The 20766-nt window shown below is 64.6% G+C and carries 25 protein-coding genes; 13 read left to right on the forward strand and 12 right to left on the reverse strand.

All coding sequences use genetic code 11. The features are described from left to right. Positions 1 to 105: 105 nt before the first annotated feature. On the reverse strand, positions 106 to 798 hold the full coding sequence (locus tag AC19YT_RS05000) for a hypothetical protein (protein WP_095111199.1): 693 nt from the start codon (positions 796 to 798) through the stop codon (positions 106 to 108). 337 nt (positions 799 to 1135) lie between these two features. On the opposite strand from AC19YT_RS05000, the gene AC19YT_RS05005 reads away from it, so the two are divergent. Continuing rightward, a complete protein-coding gene (locus tag AC19YT_RS05005; RefSeq protein ID WP_095111198.1) occupies positions 1136 to 1576 on the forward strand; it encodes a CBS domain-containing protein in 441 nt (146 codons plus the stop codon). Here the strand turns inward: AC19YT_RS05005 and AC19YT_RS05010 are convergent. Next, a complete protein-coding gene (locus AC19YT_RS05010) occupies positions 1550 to 2452 on the reverse strand; it encodes a LysR family transcriptional regulator (protein WP_095111197.1) in 903 nt (300 codons plus the stop codon). The two genes, AC19YT_RS05005 and AC19YT_RS05010, sit on opposite strands and share 27 nt — an antisense overlap. Positions 2453 to 2600: 148 nt before the next feature. Here AC19YT_RS05010 and AC19YT_RS05015 point away from each other — a divergent pair, with 148 nt between their 5' ends. The 4 genes from AC19YT_RS05015 to AC19YT_RS05030 all read left to right on the forward strand — a co-directional run bounded on the left by AC19YT_RS05015 (position 2601) and on the right by AC19YT_RS05030 (position 6342). Further along, positions 2601 to 3299, forward strand: a complete 699-nt coding sequence (locus AC19YT_RS05015; protein ID WP_095111196.1) for a CoA transferase subunit A — start codon at positions 2601 to 2603, stop codon at positions 3297 to 3299. Between the two features lie 35 nt (positions 3300 to 3334). Next, the gene (locus AC19YT_RS05020; protein ID WP_095111195.1) at positions 3335 to 3994 is read left to right on the forward strand and encodes a CoA transferase subunit B; all 660 of its coding nucleotides are present in this window, start codon (positions 3335 to 3337) and stop codon (positions 3992 to 3994) included. A gap of 26 nt (positions 3995 to 4020) precedes the next feature. Next, positions 4021 to 5202 (forward strand): acetyl-CoA C-acetyltransferase, encoded by a 1182-nt coding sequence (locus tag AC19YT_RS05025; RefSeq protein WP_500609863.1) that lies wholly within the window; start codon positions 4021 to 4023, stop codon positions 5200 to 5202. A 342-nt stretch (positions 5203 to 5544) separates the two neighbouring features. Then, positions 5545 to 6342 carry a DUF4349 domain-containing protein gene (locus AC19YT_RS05030; RefSeq protein ID WP_095110709.1) on the forward strand — a complete coding sequence of 266 codons (798 nt, stop codon included), beginning with the start codon at positions 5545 to 5547 and terminating at the stop codon, positions 6340 to 6342. Here AC19YT_RS05030 and AC19YT_RS05035 read toward each other — a convergent pair. Then, positions 6339 to 7418, reverse strand: a complete 1080-nt coding sequence (locus AC19YT_RS05035) for a DUF1615 domain-containing protein (protein WP_095110710.1) — start codon at positions 7416 to 7418, stop codon at positions 6339 to 6341. The two genes, AC19YT_RS05030 and AC19YT_RS05035, sit on opposite strands and share 4 nt — an antisense overlap. A 172-nt stretch (positions 7419 to 7590) precedes the next feature. On the opposite strand from AC19YT_RS05035, the gene AC19YT_RS05040 reads away from it, so the two are divergent. Then, a complete protein-coding gene (locus AC19YT_RS05040) occupies positions 7591 to 8205 on the forward strand; it encodes a LysE family translocator (protein ID WP_500609864.1) in 615 nt (204 codons plus the stop codon). An 11-nt stretch (positions 8206 to 8216) separates the two neighbouring features. Here the strand turns inward: AC19YT_RS05040 and hemB are convergent, their stop codons facing one another. From hemB to AC19YT_RS05055, 3 genes are all read right to left on the reverse strand, one after another. Then, positions 8217 to 9191 (reverse strand): porphobilinogen synthase, encoded by a 975-nt coding sequence (hemB, locus tag AC19YT_RS05045; protein ID WP_095110712.1) that lies wholly within the window; start codon positions 9189 to 9191, stop codon positions 8217 to 8219. 272 nt (positions 9192 to 9463) lie between these two features. Continuing rightward, positions 9464 to 10168, reverse strand: coding sequence for a glutathione binding-like protein (locus tag AC19YT_RS05050; protein WP_095110713.1), 705 nt, complete (start codon positions 10166 to 10168; stop codon positions 9464 to 9466). A gap of 81 nt (positions 10169 to 10249) precedes the next feature. Next, the gene (locus AC19YT_RS05055; RefSeq protein ID WP_095110714.1) at positions 10250 to 10606 is read right to left on the reverse strand and encodes a hypothetical protein; all 357 of its coding nucleotides are present in this window, start codon (positions 10604 to 10606) and stop codon (positions 10250 to 10252) included. A 305-nt stretch (positions 10607 to 10911) separates the two neighbouring features. Between AC19YT_RS05055 and AC19YT_RS05060 the strand changes: the two genes are divergently transcribed. Further along, positions 10912 to 11586, forward strand: coding sequence for a histidine phosphatase family protein (locus tag AC19YT_RS05060; RefSeq protein ID WP_095110715.1), 675 nt, complete (start codon positions 10912 to 10914; stop codon positions 11584 to 11586). Positions 11587 to 11678: 92 nt separating this feature from the next. Continuing rightward, the gene (locus tag AC19YT_RS05065) at positions 11679 to 12731 is read left to right on the forward strand and encodes a permease (RefSeq protein ID WP_500609865.1); all 1053 of its coding nucleotides are present in this window, start codon (positions 11679 to 11681) and stop codon (positions 12729 to 12731) included. A gap of 1 nt (position 12732) precedes the next feature. On the opposite strand, the gene mnmH is transcribed toward AC19YT_RS05065, so the two are convergent. Next, positions 12733 to 13836: a tRNA 2-selenouridine(34) synthase MnmH gene (gene mnmH, locus AC19YT_RS05070; protein WP_095110717.1), complete on the reverse strand. Its 1104-nt coding sequence runs from the start codon at positions 13834 to 13836 to the stop codon at positions 12733 to 12735. Beyond that, positions 13836 to 14870, reverse strand: a complete 1035-nt coding sequence (gene selD / locus AC19YT_RS05075; RefSeq protein WP_500597979.1) for a selenide, water dikinase SelD — start codon at positions 14868 to 14870, stop codon at positions 13836 to 13838. The genes mnmH and selD overlap by 1 nt, the downstream gene beginning before the upstream one ends. A 133-nt stretch (positions 14871 to 15003) precedes the next feature. Here selD and AC19YT_RS05080 point away from each other — a divergent pair, with 133 nt between their 5' ends. The 5 genes from AC19YT_RS05080 (at position 15004) to AC19YT_RS05100 (ending at position 17695) form a co-directional block, all read left to right on the forward strand. After that, positions 15004 to 15231 carry a DUF6555 family protein gene (locus AC19YT_RS05080; protein WP_095110719.1) on the forward strand — a complete coding sequence of 76 codons (228 nt, stop codon included), beginning with the start codon at positions 15004 to 15006 and terminating at the stop codon, positions 15229 to 15231. Between the two features lie 107 nt (positions 15232 to 15338). Then, on the forward strand, positions 15339 to 15953 hold the full coding sequence (locus AC19YT_RS05085) for an AraC-like ligand-binding domain-containing protein (RefSeq protein ID WP_500609866.1): 615 nt from the start codon (positions 15339 to 15341) through the stop codon (positions 15951 to 15953). Then, positions 15860 to 16060 (forward strand): helix-turn-helix transcriptional regulator, encoded by a 201-nt coding sequence (locus AC19YT_RS05090; RefSeq protein WP_500609867.1) that lies wholly within the window; start codon positions 15860 to 15862, stop codon positions 16058 to 16060. The genes AC19YT_RS05085 and AC19YT_RS05090 overlap by 94 nt, the downstream gene beginning before the upstream one ends. Positions 16061 to 16158: 98 nt before the next feature. Continuing rightward, complete coding sequence (yddG, locus tag AC19YT_RS05095) at positions 16159 to 17046, forward strand: aromatic amino acid exporter YddG (RefSeq protein WP_500609868.1); 888 nt, start codon at positions 16159 to 16161, stop codon at positions 17044 to 17046. 70 nt (positions 17047 to 17116) lie between these two features. After that, on the forward strand, positions 17117 to 17695 hold the full coding sequence (locus AC19YT_RS05100; protein ID WP_095110722.1) for a DcrB/PsbP domain-containing protein: 579 nt from the start codon (positions 17117 to 17119) through the stop codon (positions 17693 to 17695). Positions 17696 to 17747: 52 nt separating this feature from the next. Here the strand turns inward: AC19YT_RS05100 and AC19YT_RS05105 are convergent, their stop codons facing one another. The 4 genes from AC19YT_RS05105 to AC19YT_RS05120 form a co-directional block, all read right to left on the reverse strand. Beyond that, entirely contained in the window at positions 17748 to 18278 is a 531-nt protein-coding gene (locus AC19YT_RS05105; RefSeq protein ID WP_500597974.1) for a GNAT family N-acetyltransferase, read from the reverse strand. 310 nt (positions 18279 to 18588) lie between these two features. Continuing rightward, positions 18589 to 19161, reverse strand: coding sequence for a DJ-1/PfpI family protein (locus AC19YT_RS05110; RefSeq protein WP_500609869.1), 573 nt, complete (start codon positions 19159 to 19161; stop codon positions 18589 to 18591). A gap of 49 nt (positions 19162 to 19210) precedes the next feature. Continuing rightward, positions 19211 to 19972: a precorrin-6A synthase (deacetylating) gene (gene cobF, locus AC19YT_RS05115; RefSeq protein ID WP_500609870.1), complete on the reverse strand. Its 762-nt coding sequence runs from the start codon at positions 19970 to 19972 to the stop codon at positions 19211 to 19213. A gap of 9 nt (positions 19973 to 19981) precedes the next feature. Further along, positions 19982 to 20533, reverse strand: a complete 552-nt coding sequence (locus AC19YT_RS05120; RefSeq protein ID WP_500609871.1) for a histidine phosphatase family protein — start codon at positions 20531 to 20533, stop codon at positions 19982 to 19984. Between the last annotated feature and the right edge of the window lie 233 nt (positions 20534 to 20766).

Consider the following 20766-nt stretch of genomic DNA (forward strand, 5'->3'; position numbering starts at 1 on the left):
GCAAGCGGGCTCGCCCGCGCTGGGGTGCGTAGCGCCCCTCGACAATGGTGTGCCTTACAGCGTTTTTACGGCCGCTACGCGACCGAGCGCGGGCGAGCCCGCTTGCTACTGGCTGGCGCACACCTCGCAGCGCTCGATATCGAACTGCTGCAAGGTCAGGTTCTTCTGCCCCGAAGCCTGTTCGATGGCCGAGGAACGGCGGTTAAGAACCGTCAGGTTGGGCCGCCCATCAATGAAGTAGGAGACCTTGGAGCACTGCGCCTCGGTGGATGACACGCGGAAGCTGAAACCGGTCTTGCCAGTGCGCTTGAGGGAATCGATGGTGGCCTCGCAACGGGCCACCACTGTGCCGCAGTCGCAGTCCAGGCCTTTTTTGCCGGGGCGGGGCGCTTGGCTCTGCAAGGCCTGACTTTCCCAGTCGGTGTTTTCCAGGTTATCGACCGCGTTATTGAACGCCGCCACGCCCCGGGCGTTGCGCTGGTTTTCCAGGGCTTCCTGTTGCTCGGCCTGCTGGCGTTGCTGTTGCGCCTCGCGGTCCTGGGCATCGGCGCGTTTTTGCAGGTAGTCGCCCACCGCGCCCAAGGCCTCGGAGGCCTGGCCGACGCGGTCGGGCTCGGCGCTGGTGGAATAGCCGCCGGCATCCCCGGCACAGAGGGCTTCGGACATCGGTTTGGAGCAATCAAGGCACTGGCCTTGCCAATTCTTGCCATAGCCAGGCGGGCATGAGCCCTGGGCCCACACGGGCGCACTGGCGGCCCACGCCAGCAACAGCACTGCGGGCCAATGCAACGGGTTCATGGACGCCTCCTTCGGGTTCAGTGCTTGCGATATCCGGCCCGGCCAAACAGTGCCACCACACAGTGATATCACCGCGACGCGCCTGATTTTATTGAGCGTAGCGCTAAAAGCGCAATGCCATCAGTGGCGCCGAGGTACGTCTGTCGGGTGAGGCTGAGGCAGGTTTTCGCGCCAATTGCTGAAAATTTGCCGAAAAATGACGTTTTTCACCCGTTTGCATGCCGCTTTGGCCCTTGCCCTGCGGGCCGCACTCCACGATTCTGTATTAACGCGCGCTGCGTCAAACACTACAGGGCGGCACCTTCTGCCGCCCGGCATGCCACCGTCGAGGCCCACCATGAAGACCGTTGCCCAACTCCTGAAGCTCAAGGCCCAGCACAACCAGCAAGTGCACACCATCGCGCCTCACCAAATGGTGCTCGAAGCCTTGATGAAAATGGCCGAGAAGAACGTCGGCGCCCTGCCCGTGGTCAAGGACGGCGTGGTGGTGGGGGTTATCAGCGAACGGGACTACGCCCGCAAACTGGTGCTCAAGGGGCGCTCGTCGGTGGGCACGCCGGTCAGCGACATCATGAGCTCGCCGGTCATCACCGTGGACTCCCACCAAACCGTCGAAGGCTGCATGGGCATCATGACCGACAGCCACCTGCGCCATTTGCCGGTGGTGGAAAACGGCCAGTTGCTGGGCCTGTTGTCCATCGGTGACCTGGTCAAGGAAGCCATCGCCGAACAGGCCGACCTGATCCGCCAGTTAGAGCAGTACATCCGCGGCGAGTGAGTGCGCCGCCAGCAAACTGTCGAACAGCGCCTGGGCCGCTGCCGACAACTCCTGGCCGGGCTTGGTCAGCACGCCGATGGCGCGTTCCACCACCGGCTCGCTGAGGGTCAGGCAATGGCCGCCCAATTCGCGCATCTGCCCGGCGCACAGGGCCGGCACCGCACTCACCCCCAGGCCACTGGCGACCATACGCCCCACGGTCGCCAGTTGATGGCTTTCAAACTCCACCGGCAACTTCATCCCCCGCGCCTGCAAGTGTTCCTCCAGCATCACCCGCACGGTGGAGGGCCGTTGTAGGGTGATGAAGGGGTGCTCCAGCAGCGTCACCCAATCCACCTGCGTGTGCCGCGCCAGGGCGCAGTCGGCGGGCACCACGGCGACAAAGCGGTCCAGGTACAGCGGCGTGAAATGCAACGACGACCCCGGCCCCGGCTCGAACGCCACCCCCAGTTCCACCTGGCGGTCGCGGACCATTTCCAGCACCTGTTCGTTAATCACGTCGTTGACCGTGACATTGACCTGGGGGTAACGCCCGCGAAAGGTCTTGAGGATCGGCGGCAGCAGGTTGCCGGCAAACGAAGGCATGGCCGCCAGTGTCACGCGCCCCCGTTGCAGGGTGAAGCGCTGACGCAGTTCATCTTCGGCGTTGTCCCAATCGGCGATCAACCGCCGCGCCAACGGCAGCAGGGCTTCCCCTTCGGCCGTCAGGCTGACGTTACGCGTGGTACGGCTAAACAACCGCCCGCCCAAACCTTCTTCCAAAGCCTTGATGGTCAAACTCAACGCCGACTGCGATAAATGCAACCGCTCACACGCCAACGCAAAGCTCAAGCTCTGCGCCACCGCCAGGAACGCCCGTATCTGCTTAACCGTCACACCCACCTCCACTCAGCTTATGACTTGCCGCTTGCCGCTTGCCCCTAATCATTGTTTTTCTAAATCAATCATCCTTAAAAATCAACTTAACAAATGAATGCCCCAGCGCAACACTGCGTCAAACCCACAATAAAAGAGGAAGGTCCCAATGGCAGGTTTCGATAAGCGTGTGGCGTCCTACGAGGAGGCCCTGGCCGGCCTCGAAGACGGCATGACTGTCATCTGCGGCGGCTTCGGCCTGTGCGGCATCCCGGAAAACCTCATCGCCGAGATCAAACGCAAAGGCACGCGTGAACTCACCGTGGTCTCCAACAACTGCGGCGTCGATGGCTTTGGCTTGGGCGTGCTGCTCGAAGACCGGCAGATCCGCAAGGTCGTGGCGTCTTACGTCGGCGAAAACGCCTTGTTCGAGCAGCAACTGCTCAGCGGCGAAATCGAAGTCGACCTCACCCCCCAAGGCACCCTGGCCGAAAAAATGCGTGCTGGCGGCGCGGGTATCCCGGCGTTCTTCACCGCCACCGGCGTTGGCACCCCGGTGGCCGACGGCAAGGAAACCCGCGAGTTCAACGGCCGCCCGTACCTGATGGAAGAATCCATCACCGGCGACTTCGCCATCGTCAAGGGCTGGAAAGCCGACCACTTCGGCAACGTCGTGTACCGCCACACCGCGCAGAACTTCAACCCCCTGGCCGCCACGGCGGGCAAGATCACCGTGGTCGAAGTCGAAGAACTCGTCGAACCCGGCGAGCTGGACCCCTCGCAGATCCACACCCCCGGCATCTACGTCGACCGGGTCATTTGCGGCACCTTCGAGAAGCGCATCGAACAGCGCACCGTACGCAAGTAACCCCCGCCCCGGACCGCATGCAAGGAACAACAACAATGGCACTTTCCCGCGAACAAATGGCCCAGCGCGTCGCCCGTGAAATGCAGGACGGCTACTACGTGAACCTGGGTATCGGCATTCCCACCCTGGTCGCCAACTACATCCCCGAAGGCATGGAAGTCATGCTGCAATCGGAAAATGGCCTGCTGGGCATGGGCGCTTTTCCCACCGAAGATGAAGTCGATGCCGACATGATTAACGCCGGCAAACAAACCGTCACCGCCCGCGTCGGCGCTTCGATTTTCTCCTCCGCCGAATCCTTCGCGATGATCCGCGGCGGCCACATCGACCTCACGGTGCTTGGCGCCTTCGAGGTGGATGTGCAAGGCAACATCGCCTCCTGGATGATCCCCGGCAAACTGGTCAAGGGCATGGGCGGCGCCATGGACCTGGTGGCCGGCGCGGAGAACATCATCGTCACCATGACCCACGCCTCCAAGGATGGCGAATCCAAACTGCTGAGCCGTTGCAGCCTGCCGCTGACCGGCGCGCGCTGCATCAAGCGAGTGCTGACCGACCTGGCCTACCTGGAGATCCAGGACGGCGCCTTTATCCTCAAGGAACGCGCCCCAGGCGTGAGCGTCGAGGAAATCGTCAGCAAGACCGCCGGCAAACTGATCGTCCCTGACCACGTGCCCGAAATGCAGTTCGCCTGAACCGCCGAACCCAAGGAGCAAACACTATGCAAGAGGTTGTGATTGTCGCGGCTACCCGCACCGCCATTGGCAGTTTCCAGGGTGCGTTGGCCAGTATTCCCGCGCCGCAGCTGGGGGCGGCGGTGATTCGTCGCCTGCTGGCGCAAACCGGCCTGGCCGCCAGTGAAGTCGATGAAGTGATCCTCGGCCAGGTCCTCACCGCAGGCTCCGGGCAAAACCCGGCGCGCCAAGCGGCGATCCTCGCCGGCCTGCCCCACGCCGTACCAGCAATGACCCTGAACAAAGTCTGCGGCTCGGGCCTCAAGGCCCTGCACCTGGGCGCCCAGGCCATCCGTTGTGGCGATGCCGAAGTCATCATTGCCGGCGGCATGGAAAACATGAGCCTGGCCCCCTACGTGCTGCCGGGCGCACGCACCGGGTTGCGCATGGGCCACGCAAAAATGGTCGACACCCTGATTAGCGACGGCTTGTGGGATGCCTTCAACGACTACCACATGGGCATTACCGCCGAGAACCTCGTCGAAAAATACGCGATCAGCCGCGAAGACCAAGATGCCTTCGCCGCCAAATCCCAGCAAAAAGCCGTGGCCGCCATCGAGGCCGGGCGCTTTGCCGACGAAATCACCCCGATCCTGATTCCCCAACGCAAAGGCGAGCCGTTGGCCTTCGCCACCGACGAACAACCCCGCGCCGGCACCACCGCTGAGTCCCTGGGCAAGCTCAAACCTGCGTTCAAGAAGGACGGCACGGTGACCGCCGGCAATGCGTCGAGCCTCAACGACGGCGCCGCCGCCGTGCTGCTGATGAGCGCCGCCAAGGCCCAGGCCCTGGGCTTGCCGGTGCTGGCGAAAATCGCTGCCTACGCCAATGCCGGCGTGGACCCGGCGATCATGGGCATCGGCCCGGTGTCGGCCACCCGCCGCTGCCTGGAAAAAGCAGGCTGGGCGTTGGCCGAGCTGGACCTGATCGAAGCCAACGAAGCCTTCGCCGCCCAAGCCCTGGCGGTAGGCCAGGAGCTGGGTTGGGACGCGGCCAAGGTCAACGTCAACGGCGGCGCCATTGCGCTGGGCCACCCGATTGGCGCTTCGGGCTGCCGCGTGCTGGTGAGCCTGCTGCACGAAATGCTCAAGCGCGACGCCAAAAAGGGCCTGGCAACCCTGTGCATCGGCGGCGGCCAAGGCGTGGCCCTGGCACTGGAGCGCGGCTGAAACCCCCACCGACCCGCCCCCGCGGGAGCGAGGCCTGCCCGCGATGGCGCTAAGACATCCAGCATTTAGGTTGGCTGGCCCACCGCTATCGTGGGCTGAGCCCGCTCCCACAGGATTGGGTTCCAAATGATGTATGTGGCAGTCCTAACCTTCTCTGTGGGAGCGGGCCTGCCCGCGATGGCGATCTGTCAGGTAAATGAATGTCGACTGACACACCGCCATCGCGGGCAGAGCCCGCTACCACGGCGGATCCAACAGCCATGCGAGTAACACAGAGGGGCAATTGGCAGTAAGATGCGCGGCCTTTTAATGGCCGTGCCCTCTTCTACCCAAGGAACCCCCATGCAACCGGATGGCAAACCTGCCTCGCGTCACTCCCTGGTTTTGTTGCTGCTCGCCAGCCTGAGCCTCGCAGCCTGCTCCCCCAGCGACCGTTCGCTCTCATCCGCCTCGGCGATTCGTGGTGAGCAGGGCCAGGCTGGCGCAATGCTGGCGTATGAACACGAACTGACCCTCACCCTGCCCCTGGCGCAGATCGCGCCGCGCCTGGCCGAAACCCGCCAGGCCTGCGAAACCGCGCGCTTTGGGGCGTGCAACATCCTGCGTATCGAGCAAAGCGCCGAGCGCGCCGACATCACCCTGCGCATCGCCCCAACAGGGGTGGAGCCGCTGGTGGCGATGGCGGGCGAAGGAGGCGAACTGGGCCAACGGGTGACCAGCGCCGAAGACCTGGCCGACGCCGTGGCCGACATGCAACGCCAACAGGAACGCTTGCGGGCGCAGCAAGCGCGGCTCGATGACCTGGCCAAGCGCCGCGACATCAGCGTCAGCGACCTGATCGCCCTGAGCAAGGAGCAGGCTGGCATCGAAAACGACTTGCAGGCCCTGGCCCAAGTTGCCGCCGGCCACCAGCGACGCCTGGACACCAACCGCGTGACCCTCAGCTTCACCCCGTCCGACAGTAGCCAGCGCGCCTCCAACCTGCGCGAGGCCTTCGCCAACCTGCTGGACAACCTGGCCGACGGCACCGCCCAAGCCGTGGAAAAAGCCAGCTATACCTTGCCGTTCCTGATCCTAGCCTTCCCGACGCTGCTGCTGTGGGTATGGCTGTGGCGCAAATTCGTGCGCCGTCGCGCTTAACGCTTCATACACCGCTGATAACGCTCATCCACGCGCTTGGCGAACCAGGCCGTGGTGAGTTGGCGGGTGATTTTCGGGCTCTTGAGCACGATCCCCGGGAGCAATTCCCGGGGCAGCGCTTTGCCATTGGCCTGATCGGCCAGGGCAAATACTTTGCGATACAACGCGCTCCCTTCAAATTCCAGGCTGTCGCCCTGCTCCAATTGGCTGCGGATGCTCGGGTTGCGCATGCCCAACGACTTGCCCAGGGTGCGCACCGCCAATTCGGTGCTGCCGGGCAGCAGCGAGCCATGGCGGATCAGGTCGCCGTCCAGGGCCAAGGGAATGCCCGTGGCCTGGCTGACGGCGTTCTGGAACGCCGCATTGCGGCTGGCGTACCAGCCAGCATTGAAGTCGGCGAAGCGGTACAGCGGCTGGCTGTAGTGGGCCGGGTAGCCCAGCAAATGGTCGATGCCGAAGTACATCCCACCCCGGCGGCTGAACACCTCCTCGCGGATCGAACCTTGCACCGCGTAGGGGTAATTGCGCGCCCGGGCCTGGGCGAAGGCGATGCTGACCTGCATCGGCCCGCCGGTGTGCACCGGGTTGAAGTTGCCGAACAGGGTGCGGCCCATGGGCACGCGGCCGATAAAGTCATCGAAGATCGCGCTGAGCTGTTTTTCCGTGCGCGCGGCGCTCAGGCGATCGCTATAGGATTTACCGTTGGACGACGGCAACTTCAGCGCCGCACTGACCAAGAACGCCGGCACATGGACCTTGGCCGCACGCCGGTCGATCTCGGCGCGGGCGATCTTGCCCAGGCCCGGCACGGGCGGGTCGACCACGAAGGTGGACTCCTGCTCCGTCACCGCCAGCACTGCGCATAGGTTGGACTGATCGGGGCTGATGTTCAGCGCGGCGAAAGCGGCGTAGATGTCGGTGGCCCAGCCTGGGCGGTCGACCGTGCTGGCCGGCAGCAGGCGCACAATCTGCGCCCGCACCTCGGCCGGTTTCGGCGCCGGCGGTTGGCTGCGCTGGCTGCTGCAACCGGCCAGCAGCAACGCGGCGGCGGCCAGAGTGAGGGGTAAGCGTTGCATGGGAACTCCTGCGACAGGGAGGCGGCCAAGGCTGGCGCCGAGGACTTCGACCCCAGTAGCGGCACCCTGTTCCACGGCTAAGCTGGCAATGCCCGCCACGCTGGTATTCAATGGCCGGCCCGGGGCAAAAAACCCACATGGACGGTACCACCAGCGCTGGAGCCTGCAGCTTATGATGACCCTGGATTTCTTTATCACTTCACTGATTGTCGTGTTGATTCCCGGCACCGGTGTCGTTTACACCCTCTCCACAGCCCTGGCGGCCGGCAAGCGCGCCAGCGTATACGCAGCGCTGGGGTGTACCACGGGAATCGTGCCGCACCTGTTGGCGTCGGTGCTGGGCCTGTCGGCGCTGCTACACGCCAGTGCGCTGGCGTTCCAGGGGCTGAAGTTCGCCGGTGTCGCCTACCTTCTGTACCTGGCCTACGCCACCTGGCGCGACCGCGCGGCCTTCGCCCTGGGCGACACGCCGCAGGCCAGCAGCGCCTGGAACATTGCCCTCAAGGCCTGCCTGCTGAATGTGCTCAACCCGAAACTGACGATCTTCTTCCTGGCATTCCTGCCCCAGTTCATCAGCTCCAGCGGCCCGGCGCCTGCGGTGCAGATGCTCAGCCTGAGCGCGGTATTCATGGCCATGACGTTCGCCGTGTTCCTGCTCTATGGGCTGCTGGCCCATAGCCTGCGCAGGCACGTCATCGAGTCGCAACGGGTGCAGGACTGGCTGCGCCGTGGCTTTGCCGCATCCTTCGCCGCGCTGGGGGTGAACCTGGCGTTCGCCCAGCGCTAGCGACAGGGGTTTCAGATCCCGCTAAGCGCCAGGTCCATGGCGAAGTAGGTGAAGATCAGGTCGGCGCCGGCGCGTTTGATCGAGCCCAGGGTTTCGCGCACCACGCGATCCTCGTCTATGGCCCCGGCCTGGGCGCCGAATTTAATCATCGCGTACTCGCCGCTGACCTGGTACGCCGCCAGCGGCAGGTTCGACACTTCGCGGATGTCGCGGATGATGTCCAGGTACGCGCCGGCCGGTTTGACCATCAACGCATCCGCCCCTTCCTGCTCGTCGAGCAACGACTCGCGCACGGCTTCGCGGCGGTTCATCGGGTTCATCTGGTAGCTTTTGCGGTCGCCCTTGAGGGCGCTGCCGCCGGCTTCGCGGAACGGGCCGTAAAGGGCCGAGGCGAACTTGGTGGAGTAGGCCATGATCGGGATGTGGCTGAACCCGGCGGCGTCCAGCGCACGGCGGATGGCCTGGACCTGGCCGTCCATCGCGGCCGAGGGCGCGATCACGTCGGCGCCGGCGCGGGCGGCGGCCACGGCTTGCTTGCCGAGGTTGTGCAGGGTCTGGTCGTTGTCCACTTCGGCGCCGTGCATCACACCGCAATGGCCGTGCTGGGTGTATTCGCAAAAGCAGGTATCGGACATCACGATCATTTCCGGCACCGCGTCCTTGCAGATGGCCGACATGCGCGACACCAGGCCGCGTTCGTGCCAGGTGTCGCTGCCGTCGCTGTCCAGGTGATGGGACACGCCAAACGTCATCACCGACTTGATCCCGGCACGGGCATAGCGCTCGATTTCACTGGCCAGTTTCTTCTCAGGAATGCGCCGCACCCCAGGCATGCTGGTGATAGGCACGAAATCGTCGATCTCTTCTTCGACAAAAATCGGCAGCACCAGGTCGTTGAGGCTGAACTCGGTTTCCTGGAACAGGCTGCGCAATGCCGGCGAGCGACGCAGGCGACGGGGACGGGCTTCGGGAAATTGGCTGGTCATGGGGTTTCCAAAAAATAGGGGCCAGGGGTATCAAGGCCCTGGCAGGTAAAACACCGGCACGGTGGGAGCGAGCCCGCTCGCGATAGCGGTCTTTCATTGAACATCGATGTTGGCTGCAAGGACGCTATCGCGAGCAGGCTCGCTCCCACAGGGAGGGGGCTTAAGCTTAAACGCCGCGCCCGGCCCGGTACAAACCGCGAGTCTATGGCCGACGCGGCAACCCGGGCATGCCGCGGATCAACAATTAGGGCGATCCGAGGCCTGGCGGGCGGTCAACGGACAGCGGGGACGTCCAACCCCCGTGCCACCGCCGGGCGGGCGACGAAGCGCTCCAGCACCCGCAGCACGTTGGGGAAGTTGTGGATACCCACCAGGTCCCCGGCCTCGTAGAAGCCGATCAGGTTGCGCACCCAGGGGAACACCGCGATATCGGCGATGGTGTAGCGCTCGCCCATGATCCAATCGCGCCCCTCGAGCCGCCCTTCCAGCACGCCCAGCAGGCGCTTGGCTTCGTCCACGTAGCGGTCGCGCGGGCGTTTGTCTTCAAAGTCCTTGCCGCCGAACTTATTGAAGAAACCAACCTGGCCGAACATCGGGCCCACGCCGCCCATTTGCCACATCAACCACTGAATCGTCTCGTAGCGCGCCGCCGATTCCTGGGCCAGCAGTTGGCCGCTTTTGTCCGCCAGGTAGATCAGGATCGCGCCGGACTCGAACAACGCCAGCGGCTGGTCGCCCGGGCCGTGGGGGTCGAGGATGGCGGGGATTTTGTTGTTCGGGTTCAGGGACAGAAACTGGGCAGACAGTTGATCCTCAGTCTCGAAACTGACCCGGTGCGCCTCGTAGGGCAGGCCGATTTCTTCAAGCATGATCGACACCTTGACCCCGTTGGGCGTGGGCAAGGAGTAGAGCTGGATCCAGTCCGGGAACTGGGCGGGCCATTTGGTGGTGATGGGAAACGCAGCAAGGTCGGTCATGGAAAGCTTCCGATAGCGATGGGAATGGGGCCTGCACGTGACGACGCCGGCCCTCGCAGCGGGCTGATTATAGGCGCAGCCCTACAATGATGGCACCACGCCTGGCTTGGCCGCGCTGACGGAGAAGAAAGTTTCCCCCGCACCATCGGCCCGCAGCGTCACGTCATACAAGCGCGAGGTGGCGCAGCCGCTCACGTTCCAAGTCTCGTGGACTTTCTGCAAGCCACCGGCGGCGTCCTTCTCCAGGGTCACGATGCGCGTGTCGACGGTGTCGACGCGGCGGCACGAGGCCTGCACGTCGAACATCATGTGCACGGTTTTATAGATATCGGCGCGCAGCACCGCGTCGGTCACGCTGGCGCCGCGGTAGGTCGGCCCCATGGCACAACCGGCCAGGGTCAAGGCGGCAAGGGACAGGGTCAGGGTGCGTGACAGCATCGAAGGACTTCCTTGTAGAGGGCGCCAGGGGTTGGCGAATGATCCGACCGACGCCCTGGCCATGGGTTCCGCCCTGGCCGTCACGCATCCGAAACATCCTGTGGTTAAAGTTCATCAACGTCCGATAGAGGCGAAGATAAAGTGCCTTCGCGCGTCAGATATCGAACCAAAACCCGTAAAGGGAATCTGAGGGTGACGCATCGGTGGATGGAACCACCCAATGACAGGGAAAACGCGCGCGGCCCCCGGCTCGTTGTGGACAGGTTTGTCAGCCTTAACCGAATGCGCCGAAGAACGATGAATCCATGAAAAGCCCTTTGCGTTTCGCCCGCTCCCTCAAGCCCCGCACTTACCTGATCCTGCCCGCGCTGTTGGTGGCCGGGGCGCTGTTTTTCACCTTCGAACCCCTGGAAAGCCGGGCCCAACAAGCCAATGGCACGCAGACCCTGGTGTTCTTGCGCCACGCCGAAAAACCCCAGGGCGGCCTCGGCCAGCTCAACTGCCAGGGCCTGAACCGGGCCATCGACCTGGCCACCCTGCTCCCGGAAAAATTCGGCAAGGCCAATTACGTGTTCGCCGCCAACCCCACGCGCAACGTTGAGGAAGGCGAGTTCGACAACTCCTACAGCTACATTCGCCCCCTGATGACCATCAGCCCCAGCGCCATCAAGCTTGGCCTGCCGGTGAACATCGAGTATTCGGCCAACGACACCAGCGACCTGGCCCACGAGTTGCTCGACCCCAAGTATCACGATTCGATCATCTACACCGCGTGGTCCCACGGTTACCTGCCGGAACTCATCAACAAGGTGGCCGAAAAAGCGGTGGGGCAAAAAGCGCCGATCACCGAAGACTGGAAATCCAACGACTTCGACTCCCTCTACGTGCTGACCCTGACCTGGCACAACGGCAAGGCCACCCTGCTCAGCCACAGCTACAAGCAAGGCCTGGACAACGGCGAAGAGAACTGTCCGACCTGAAACCAGGCGATGCCCGGCACGCAATCAAGGCCCTGGAGCCGGGACGCTGGGGTATCATCGCCGCCTCCCCCTGATTGTCCGGAACTCCCTGCATGCCCAACTCCCTCGCAGCCCCTCGCCGGGGCTGGTCGTTCTGGTGCAAACCCGCGCTGTTCGTCCTGGTGGCCTGTATCGGCCTCTACTACGTCAAGTGGTCGCCCTACTACTTCAAAGCCTTCGCCGCCGCCGATAGCCACAGCATCGGTGCCTCGATCCTCAACGATGCCCAGACCGCGCCCCTGGCGGCCGCGCTGAGCTACGCCCAGGTGTATTTCCTGGCGATCTGGAAAGCCGCGGTGCTGGCGGTGATTCTCGGTTCGCTGCTGCAAGTGCTGATCCCGCGGGACTGGCTGCTGCGCCTGTTCGGCCGCGCCGGCCTGGCTTCCACCCTGCGCGGCGGCCTGTTCGCCCTGCCCGGCATGATGTGCAGTTGCTGCGCCGCGCCGGTGGCGGCCGGCATGCGCCGCCAGCAGGTGTCGGTGGGCGCGGCCCTGGCGTTCTGGATCGCCAACCCGGTGCTCAACCCGGCCACCCTGGTGTTCATGGGCTTCGTCCTGGGCTGGGGCTTTACCGCGCTGCGCCTGGTGGCGGGCGTCGTGCTGGTGCTGGGGGTGGCGCTGATCGCCCAACGCATGTCGCGCCCCGAGCAACTGCCGCAGGCCGCGTTCGAGGCAGTAGCCACAGCCACCACGGCGCCGACCCAGCCGTTCCTGCTGCGCTGGGGGCGGACCCTGTGGCAACTGTTCTGGAGCACCATCCCGGTGTACATCCTCGCCGTGTTGCTGTTGGGCGCGGCACGGGTATGGCTGTTCCCCCATGTCGATGGGGCCATGGCCGACAGCCTGCTGTGGCTGGTGCCGCTGGCGATTGTCGGGACGCTGTTCGTGATCCCCACCGCCGCCGAAATCCCCATCGTGCAGACCATGATGGCCCTGGGCATGGGCACCGGCCCGGCAGTGGCGTTGCTGATGACCCTGCCCAGCATCAGCCTGCCGTCGCTGCTGATGCTGCGCAAAGACTTCGACCGCCGCGTGCTCGTCACCGTGGCGCTGCTGACCATGGCCATGGGTGTGGTCTGCGGTTTGATCGGCGCCGCGCTGCTGTGACCTAACCGCGCTGGCGGGCGCGCTCGCGCAGGTATTCGAGCACGCTCGCCTGGTCGCCGGCGAACTCGATGCGCTCGCCTTTGCTGGCCCGCTGAAAGGCGTACATCGGGTCGTAATATTCCTTGAGCAACCCCTCGATCCAGGCCCGGTGCAGGTCCACCGCGCCACTGCGCGCCTGTTGCTCCAGGGCCGCGTCCAGCAGCGCCAGCAAACGCTGGTGCCGCTCGCCCCCCAGGCGTTTGCGGATGTTGTTGAGGCTGTCGCGCAGGCGTTGGGCGAACAGGGCAAAACCCTCGGCGCCGAAGCAGGTGACGAACTCGGCGCACAGGTCCACCACATAGTCGCGCAGGATCCGCTCCACGCGCCCGGCCACGCTGTCTTCGAGCCAAACCATCGGCAAGCGCTGCATCGCCTGGTACAACGCCAGGGGCAAGGCGCAACTGCCGACCGTGCGGCTCTCGTCCTCGACGACGAAACTGGCGATGCCGGCGTCGCGCTTTTTCAGCACGTCCACCGCCAAGCGGTTTTCAAAATCGATGTTGGACGGCTGGCCCGTGGCCCGTTTGCCGAAGCTGGAGCCGCGATGGTTGGCGTGGCCTTCCAGGTCCAGGCCATTGCGCAGTTGGCTGAGCACGTCGGTCTTGCCGGTGCCGGTCATGCCCCCCAGCAGCACCCAGTCGCACTGGCCGACAGCTTGTTCCAGGGTATTGAGCAGGAAGGTGCGCATGGCTTTGTAGCCGCCGCCCACCCGTGGGTAGTCGATGCCCGCCTCGTCCTTGAGCCATTGCTGGACGATCTGCGAGCGCAGCCCACCGCGAAAGCAATACAGGTAGCCCTGGGGGTGAGCCCGGGCGAAATCGGCCCAGGCTTGGATGCGCGCGGCCTTGACCGCGCCGCACACCAACTCATGGCCCAGCACGATGGCTGCCTGCTGGCCCTGCTGCTTGTAGCAGGTGCCGACGCGCTGGCGCTCGGCGTCGGTCATCAGCGGCAGGTTGACCACGCCAGGGAAGGCGCCCTTGGTGAATTCCACCGGCGCGCGGGTGTCCATCAGCGGCCGGTCGTGGAGGAAGATGTCGCGGTAGTCGGTGATATCGATAGTCATCAATACACCTCGACCGCGTGGCTCTGTCGGGCCACCAGTTCACCGATGGGGGCCAGGTCCAGGCCCAGTTCGGCGACGACGGCGAGGAATGCGGCGTTGCCCTCGGGGCTCACGGCCACCAGCAGGCCACCGCTGGTTTGCGGGTCGCACAGCACGCGCTTGTGCAGCTCTTGCAGGCGCCCGAGCCTGGCGGCGTAACTGTCGAAGTTGCGCAAGGTGCCACCGGGCACGCAGCCCTGTTCCAGGTAGTACTCCACCCCCGGCAGGCGCGGCACGCGGTCGTACTCGATGCGCGCCGTGAGGCCGCTGCCGTCGGCCATCTCCACCAAATGGCCGAGCAGGCCGAAACCGGTGACATCGGTCATGGCCGTCACCCCGTCGAGCTTGCCGAAACGGCTGCCGGGGGTGTTGAGGGTGCACATCCAGTCGCGGGCCAGGCCCACATCGGCGGCGCGCAACTTGCCCTTTTTCTCCGCCGTGGTCAGCACGCCGATGCCCAGGGGCTTGGTCAGGTACAGCAGGCAACCTTCAGTGGCGGTGTCGTTGCGCTTCATGTGGCGCTTGTGCACCAGGCCGGTCACGGCCAGGCCGAAAATCGGCTCCGGGGCGTCGATGGAATGACCGCCGGCCAGGGGGATGCCGGCGGCGTCGCACACCGCGCGGCCGCCACGGATCACCTCGCGGGCGATTTGCGCGGCCAGCAGGTTGACGGGCCAGCCGAGAATCGCAATGGCCATCAGCGGGTCGCCGCCCATGGCGTAGATGTCACTGATGGCGTTGGTGGCGGCGATGCGCCCGAAATCGAAGGGATCATCGACAATCGGCATGAAAAAATCAGTGGTGGAAACGACGCCGCGCTCGTCATCGATGGCGTACACCGCCGCGTCGTCGCGCGAGCTGTTGCCCACCCACAATTTTGGGTCCAGGTTCTGCGCGCCACTGCCGGCCAGGATCACCTCCAGCACCTGGGGCGATATCTTGCAGCCACAGCCTGCGCCGTGGCTGTACTGGGTCAGGCGGATGGGCTCGGACATGGGGTGTACCTCTGCAAGTGGAGGGCCGCGATTCTAGCAGAAGCGCCACCCGCCCCCGGGCGAGGTGCAATCAAAGTGAATTTTCCAGCGCCGCGGGGATCAGTCGTTAAACAACAGGGAGGATTACACGGGCATGAACAACGCAAAACTTTTCGTCATTGAGTACCGCCTGCACGGACAACCCAAGTCATTCATCATCCGCCAGGACAAAATGAACGACGCGGAGGCCTGGCACTGGGCCAGTTGCGATGCGGGCGTGGGCAGGATCGGCCGCTTCGGCCTGGAAAAAGTCAAGAAAACCACCCCGCCGCTGGCCCGCCAGTACGGCATCGAAGACGTTACGTGGCGCCTATCCAGCTGACCCGCCGCAGCGTGTAGGTAGCAAGCGGGCGAGCACGCTTGCTACCTACACACACTCGCCGGCGGTCTTGGGGCATGATGGCCAGCATCGGCCCCAGGAGTGCGGCAATGCACAACACCCCCACAGTTTCCCTTGCCTTGCGCTCCTATTCGGGCCAGGTCGAGTTGCATGACCACCACTTCCACCAGATCGTACTGCCCCAATCGGGCGCGATGCAGATCGAACTCGACGGCCGCGCCGGCCAGGTCGACTGGCGCCAGGGCGTAGTGATTCCCGCCGGAGCGCGCCACGCCTTCATGGCCCAAAGCAACAACAGCTTCCTGGTGCTGGACGTGCCCCTGGCCCAAACCGTGGCCGGGCCGTTGAGCGAACAGCGCTTCTTCGCCGTGGCGCCGGATATCCGCCATTTGCTGGATTACGCCAGCCGCAGCGCGCCGCTGATGCTCGCCTCGCCCGCGCTGGCGGCGTCCTGGAGCACCTTGCTGCTGGCCTCCCTGACCCACACCCCGGCCAAGCCGCCCAGCTATTGGCCCGCGTGCAGGAATTCATGGCCCGGCACCTGGCCCGCGACCTCACGGCGCGGTGTATCGCCCACGCTTGCGGCACCAGTGAGCGCAAGTTGTACCTCTTGCTGCGCGAGCACCTGGGCTGCACGCCGTTCACCTACCTCACCCGGTTGCGCCTGGACCGCGCGGCAGACCTGCTGCGCGACACCCGCGTGAGCATCAGCGATATCGCCCAGCAGGTCGGTTACGCCGACCAAAGCGCCCTGACCCACGCCCTGAAAAAAAACCGCCAACTGACCCCCGGCGCACTGCGCAGGGGCTGATTTGGCAGCCCTGAACAAACCGCGTGCAGCCTGGCGCAAGATCGCCCCAGGTCCGGGCGCTATGCTGCCCGGCAACTTCCGACCTTCAGGCACGCACCATGACCGCACGGCACACCCCGCCCAATCCGCATAGCGCCACCGCCATTGGCGTGATCGCGGTGTTCCTCTGGTCGTGCCTGGCCCTGCTGACCACCCTGACCGCCGGCATCCCGCCCTTCCAGTTGCTGGCCTCAAGCTTTGCCGTGGCGTTCGTCGCCAGCCTGGGCGTGCTGGGCTGGCGCGGGCGCGCGGGGTTTCGGGCATGGCGCCAGCCATGGGCCGTGTGGGTAACCGGGTTCGTAGGGATTTTCGCCTACCATGCGCTGTATTTTTTCGCCCTGAAAGCGGCCCCCGCCGCCGAAGCCAGCCTGATCGCCTACCTCTGGCCCCTGCTGATCGTGCTGCTGGCGGCGCTGAGCAGCGGCGAGCGGCTCAAGCCCGGGCAATTGCTGGGGGCGCTGCTGGGCCTGGCGGGCACCGCGTTCATCATGCAACTGCGCAGCCATGACGCCGCCGGGGCCGCACCCATTGCCGGCTACGCGGCAGCCCTGGGCTGCGCCTTGGTGTGGTCGAGCTATTCGGTTATCAACCGGCGTTTCAGCACGGTGCACAGCAGTTTCATCGGCGCGATCTGCGGCCTGGTGGCCGTGGCGGGGTTGGTGTGTCACCTGGCCTGGGAAACCACCGTGCAACCGGCCCCGAGCCAGTGGGCGGCTATCGTGGGCCTCGGTTTGGGGCCGGTGGGGCTGGCGTTTTTCGCCTGGGACCACGCCACCAAGCACGGCAGCCTGGCGATGCTCGGCGCCTTGTCCTACCTGGCGCCGCTGGTCTCCACCCTGCTGCTGATCGCCGTCGGCCAAAGCCAGGCCAGCGCGATTCTGATCGTGCCGGCACTGCTGATTATTAGCGGGGCAGTCATCGCAACACGGCGCGACACGGCCTCTTGAACATCGGGCTGGAGCCTGTCGCAAGAGCCGTGGGATGATGCCGCCCTTGCGACTCTCTCGGAGACCCCCCATGTTCTTGCTCGGCAAAAAAGCCATTGTTTTGCTATTAGCGGCCAGCGCCAGTCTCGGCGTGCACGCGGCCCCCGCGCCTCACGTTACACAGCCCATTGCGGCTGCGCAGCAGGTCCAACTACTAGGGGGCAAGTTCACCCTCAAGCTGCCGCCGGGCTTTGAATCCAGCCCCCTGCCTGCGGGCGAAGCCGCCAGCGGCACGGCCGGGGCGACGGGCACGATGTACGCCAACCCGCAGACCCAAAGCGTGGTGCTGGTGGCCGAGAACCTGCGCACCGACGGCGTGACCATCAAGGACAACGACAAAACCTTTCTCGACAGCGCCGCCAGTAACTTCCTCGACCAACAACGCAAGGCGCTGCCCGACTTCACCCAGCAGGACCAGAAAACCCTGACCCTGGGCGGCCTCGGCGTGCGCCAGATCGACAGCCACGCCACCCAGGGCGGCGGCAAGACCCTAAGCACCACCCTGCTGGCGGGATCGGGCAACCGCACCCTGGTGGTTCAGGTAATTTCCCGCGAGGACGCCTTGGCCAAGCACCGCGAACTGGTCAAGTGGATCACAGCCGTTAAATAACTGCGGCCCAGGGCGCCAGCCTGTACCTGCTGGCACCCACGCAAAACGCTCATTACGTCAGATCAGCCAGGTTCGCCTCACTGCGGTTCATGCGGTACAAGCGCACCGGCCGGTCATGGAAGTCCAGCACCTGAAAATCCTTGAACCCGGCCTTTTGCGCGACCTTCAGCGAGGCACTGTGGGCCGGTTCGATAATCACCACCACCGAGGCCAATTGCCGGCGGCTGAACACATGCGCCAGCACACCCTTCACGGCTTCGGTGGCCAAACCCTGGTTCCAGAAGCGTCGGGCCAATCGATAACCGAGGTTGAGCTCCTGCACATCGCCAACCTGCTCCGGGGATACTCCACAGAACCCCACGAACGCCTTGGAAGCCTTGTCCACCAAGGCCCAAGGCCCCATGCCGTGGGCGGCGTAGCAGTCCAGGCAAGCATTGAAGAAGCGGCGCGTGGCGTGCTCATCGCACACCCCTCCCACGGAAAAGCGCATCACCTCGGGGTCGCTGAGCATTGTGCCCAGGGCCGGCAGGTCTTCGCGGGTCAGTTGCCGCCCCAGCAGCCTAGGGGTTTCAAACAGGTACATGGCTGGCTCCTTGCCAGGCCCCATGAAAAACGTTCAGCGCTTGCACGCAGGCCGCTTTGGCGGGGCCGGGATCTGTGACCGTAAACGTCAAGGTTGAAGTATTTGGCCTACACCTGCTGGTACTTGCCATGGGTGCGGATGTGCTCGATGGCACCATTGAAGCGCTCGGCCAACGCCGTATCGCCTTTGCCCGCCTCAGCGAGCATCGCGTCTAAGCACCCGGCCACCTAAAGAGGCTGTTTCGCAGCACGTTGTTCAGTTGCCGCAGCCCCGTTATAAAAAATCACTGTTTTATTGCCTGCTTCGAGGCCTACCGCGGCTTGCTGTGTTCCGCCGCGTGGAGCGCCAGGTAGGTGTCCAGGTCCGGGCCAGCCAAGCCGAGCAGGCCGACGATCTGCGCCATGAAGCTCACCGGTGCCGAACCCGGCGCCGTGACCACACGACCATCGGCCACTGCATAAGGCACGTCCTGGTAGTGCGCGGCGCCGGCATAGCCGGTCTGCACCAAGTTAGCCGCCGAGTTGGAGGTGTGGCCCACATGGTCCAGCACCCCGGCCTGGGCCAACACCCGGGTACCGTCGCAGATGCCGGCCACGATCAGGCCGCGTTCATGGGCTTCGCACACCAGGGCGCTGACGTCGGGGGCCTGTTCGGTCTGCCAGATCGTGCCGCCACAAACTATCAATAGGTCCACCTCCTCGAGGCGAATGTCTTCGATCGCCAACTGCGGTGTAACCGACAGACCGCCGCTGGAGGTCAGCGGTGCGCCACCGGGTGCGGCGTACAAGGTTTCGATACCGAAATAGCAACGGGCCGTAGAGTTAATCAGGGCGGTTTCCCAGTCGGAAAAATTCTCGGTAATCAGGGTGATGGCGCGGGTCATGGGAAGTCCTTTTCGGATGGCAGGGGCGGGGAATCTAGCATGGCGCGGGTCAGTCGGGGTCGCGCAGCAGGTAAGTGTCCATGATCCAGCCGTTGGCCTGGCGTGCGGCCTGGCGGGTGCGCTGGATGTCGTCGGCGACCTCTTTGAGCGGCCCGGCGATGAGGATTTCCTCGGCCGTGCCCAGGTAGGCGCCCCAATAGATGTAGCGGTCGCGGTTGGCAACCTGCTGATAGGCGTCCTCGGCGTCGAGCATCACCACCAGACTGTCGGCGTCGCTCACCTGCCCCGCCGCCAGGCGCCGGCCGGTGGTGATCTCGACACTGCGGCCGATGCGGTTGAGGGGTACTTTGTGCCGCGCCGCCAGGGCCTGCACGCTGGTGATACCGGGAATTACCTCGAACTCGAAGTGGCAGCGGCCCTCGGCGAGGATCGCACGCAGGATGCGGATGGTGCTGTCGTACAACGCCGGGTCGCCCCAGGCCAGGAAAGCGCCGGTTTCGCCGTCGGCCAGCGCTTCGTCGATCAGGCGCTCGAAGGTGTTTTGCTTGTCGCGGTTGAGGTCCGCCACGCTGGCGCTGTAGTCCACACCGCCGCGCACGCGCTCGGGGCAGTGGGCTTCGATGAAGCGGTAAGCGCGCCCAGCACTGATGTAGCGCTGGCAGATTTCGTGGCGCAGGTCGGTGAGTTTTTCCTTGGCTGGCCCCTTGTCCAGGATGAAAAAGCCATCGACCCGGTTCAGCGCATTGACCGCTTGCATCGTGATGTACTCGGGGTCGCCGGCGCCGATGCCGATAATCAGGATTGTTTTCATGTGGTGCCTTCACTCCTCGCCAGGGGCCGGCAAGCGCAGGCGCCAGCGGCCATTGAATTGCAAATGGATGCGCGCCAAGGGCTCGACATCGATCAGCGTGAACGCCCCCGGCGGGCCTTGCAGGGCATGCACCAGGGCCGCGCGCACCACCTGCGGGTGGCTCACCGCCAGCCAATGGCCGGGGCGGGCGGTGAGGCTGTCCATCCAGGTGCCGACCCGGTGGCATAACATCGCTATCGACTCGCCACCATGGGCCGCGCTGCTGCTGTCACTCAACCAGCACTCCAGGGCTGGGGCCTCGTCGCGTTGCAGCTGTTTGATCGGTAACCCGGCCCAGCGCCCCATATCGCAGTCGCGCAGTGCCGGCTCTAGGGTTGGCGCACAGCCAAACTGTGCGGCGGTCTGCCGGGCCCGCAGTTCAGGGGCGCTGAGCAGTTGCCAGGGCGGGGGCAGCATGACAACTGCGCCTGGCTCCAGCAGCGGTTCGTCCAAGGCAAAACGCGCGAATTTCTGTGCTGCGGTGCGGCCATGGCAGACCAGGGTCAAGCGGGTGGCTAACACGGAGGGCCTCCATGGGGGAATCGAACGCTTCGGAATGTGGGGCTTTGTAGCATTTGTCGTGGGCATTTTCTCGGGTTCTTCCCCTATTGGTGCTTTTGCGGCCTAACGCTAGGCCCATGGCCGGCACGCGCTGCGCAAGCCTTGCTGTAAGGCAATTCTGCGTATTTTGAAGGGGTATCCACGGCAGCAAAAATTCACTAGACATGTAGTGTTGATTACACAAATACTGTTTT

The organism is Pseudomonas sp. MF08875, assembly GCF_059862525.1.

Bases quoted from the DNA above. Each gene is read 5' to 3' on its own strand.
- AC19YT_RS05100 (WP_095110722.1), top strand. From the start codon at position 17,117: ATGTTCTTGCTCGGCAAAAAAGCCATTGTTTTGCTATTAGCGGCCAGC.
- AC19YT_RS05065 (WP_500609865.1), top strand. From the start codon at position 11,679: ATGCCCAACTCCCTCGCAGCCCCTCGCCGGGGCTGGTCGTTCTGGTGC.
- AC19YT_RS05085 (WP_500609866.1), top strand. From the start codon at position 15,339: ATGCACAACACCCCCACAGTTTCCCTTGCCTTGCGCTCCTATTCGGGC.
- AC19YT_RS05035 (WP_095110710.1), bottom strand. From the start codon at position 7,418: ATGCAACGCTTACCCCTCACTCTGGCCGCCGCCGCGTTGCTGCTGGCC.
- AC19YT_RS05020 (WP_095111195.1), top strand. From the start codon at position 3,335: ATGGCACTTTCCCGCGAACAAATGGCCCAGCGCGTCGCCCGTGAAATG.
- AC19YT_RS05050 (WP_095110713.1), bottom strand. From the start codon at position 10,168: ATGACCGACCTTGCTGCGTTTCCCATCACCACCAAATGGCCCGCCCAG.
- selD (WP_500597979.1), bottom strand. From the start codon at position 14,870: ATGTCCGAGCCCATCCGCCTGACCCAGTACAGCCACGGCGCAGGCTGT.
- AC19YT_RS05110 (WP_500609869.1), bottom strand. From the start codon at position 19,161: ATGACCCGCGCCATCACCCTGATTACCGAGAATTTTTCCGACTGGGAA.
- AC19YT_RS05025 (WP_500609863.1), top strand. From the start codon at position 4,021: ATGCAAGAGGTTGTGATTGTCGCGGCTACCCGCACCGCCATTGGCAGT.
- cobF (WP_500609870.1), bottom strand. From the start codon at position 19,972: ATGAAAACAATCCTGATTATCGGCATCGGCGCCGGCGACCCCGAGTAC.
- AC19YT_RS05000 (WP_095111199.1), bottom strand. From the start codon at position 798: ATGAACCCGTTGCATTGGCCCGCAGTGCTGTTGCTGGCGTGGGCCGCC.
- AC19YT_RS05040 (WP_500609864.1), top strand. From the start codon at position 7,591: ATGATGACCCTGGATTTCTTTATCACTTCACTGATTGTCGTGTTGATT.
- AC19YT_RS05105 (WP_500597974.1), bottom strand. From the start codon at position 18,278: ATGTACCTGTTTGAAACCCCTAGGCTGCTGGGGCGGCAACTGACCCGC.
- AC19YT_RS05030 (WP_095110709.1), top strand. From the start codon at position 5,545: ATGCAACCGGATGGCAAACCTGCCTCGCGTCACTCCCTGGTTTTGTTG.
- AC19YT_RS05080 (WP_095110719.1), top strand. From the start codon at position 15,004: ATGAACAACGCAAAACTTTTCGTCATTGAGTACCGCCTGCACGGACAA.
- hemB (WP_095110712.1), bottom strand. From the start codon at position 9,191: ATGACCAGCCAATTTCCCGAAGCCCGTCCCCGTCGCCTGCGTCGCTCG.
- yddG (WP_500609868.1), top strand. From the start codon at position 16,159: ATGACCGCACGGCACACCCCGCCCAATCCGCATAGCGCCACCGCCATT.
- AC19YT_RS05055 (WP_095110714.1), bottom strand. From the start codon at position 10,606: ATGCTGTCACGCACCCTGACCCTGTCCCTTGCCGCCTTGACCCTGGCC.
- AC19YT_RS05005 (WP_095111198.1), top strand. From the start codon at position 1,136: ATGAAGACCGTTGCCCAACTCCTGAAGCTCAAGGCCCAGCACAACCAG.
- mnmH (WP_095110717.1), bottom strand. From the start codon at position 13,836: ATGACTATCGATATCACCGACTACCGCGACATCTTCCTCCACGACCGG.
- AC19YT_RS05015 (WP_095111196.1), top strand. From the start codon at position 2,601: ATGGCAGGTTTCGATAAGCGTGTGGCGTCCTACGAGGAGGCCCTGGCC.
- AC19YT_RS05060 (WP_095110715.1), top strand. From the start codon at position 10,912: ATGAAAAGCCCTTTGCGTTTCGCCCGCTCCCTCAAGCCCCGCACTTAC.